Here is a 914-nt window from a genome sequence, read left to right on the forward strand (position 1 = left end):
TTGAAGAATGATGAACTTGATGGCAGAACACCGCAGACCACTACTGATGTATATATTACCCCAGGGGTATTCAAAGATAATAATAACAATCCAGTGGATTACTTTACCTTTGATACCACCACCGGTAAGATCACTATCAAGCCACATACACCGAATGGTACTTATAGCTTCAGTTATACCATCTGTAAGAAGGGAACCAGCGAGTGTGCTGATCCGGCTCAGGTGACCATTAAGCTCGAAGCAGTTGAAGCGGTGGATGATGATTATAGTGCCACTCCGGTCAATACTGTAGGAGGCGCCAAGATCATAGGCAATGTCTTGGATAATGACAGATACCAAGGAGGACCTGCTATCGATCATAAGGACAGGGTAGTGGTTTCAAGACACTCCGGAGATGACCGTATAGAAATCAAGTCTACTGGAGAGGTGATTGTGCCACAAGGCATGCCAGCAGGTACTTATGAGCTTACCTACCAGCTTTGCCTAAAAGAAAGCAGCAACACTTGTGATACGGCTAAAATTACAGTAGTAGTCTTCGAGGACAAGCCACTAGTGATCCATAATGGTATCTCTGCTGATGGAGATGGTCACAACGATAGCTTTATCATAGAAGGTATAGAGCTTTATCCCGATAACAACTTGAAGATCTTCAACCGTTGGGGTGTACTAGTCTATGAAAAAGATGGCTATCGCAACGATACAGAGCCATTTGATGGACATTCCAACGGCCGAGCTACCATCAATGCTAGCAGCAAGCTCCCACAAGGAACTTACTACTATATATTGGATTACAAAGATACGACAGGTAAGCTACAACAAGAAAAAGGATGGCTGTATCTTAAGTACTAGATTTAGTGACCAATGACTAATGGCAAGTGACTAATAGACGATGACCCTTTCCCTAAAATGGGAGA

Annotated in this window: 1 protein-coding gene; it reads left to right on the plus strand. The window is 43.3% G+C overall.

Going from position 1 to position 914, the window contains the following annotated elements; translation table 11 throughout:
* A partial coding sequence (locus HMPREF1551_RS13200; RefSeq protein WP_034544637.1) for a gliding motility-associated C-terminal domain-containing protein occupies nucleotides 1-849 on the plus strand: 849 nt, incomplete at its 5' end.
* Between the last annotated feature and the right edge of the window lie 65 nt (nucleotides 850-914).

The sequence above is a fragment of the Capnocytophaga sp. oral taxon 863 str. F0517 genome, from assembly GCF_000466425.1.
Lineage (GTDB): Bacteria > Bacteroidota > Bacteroidia > Flavobacteriales > Flavobacteriaceae > Capnocytophaga.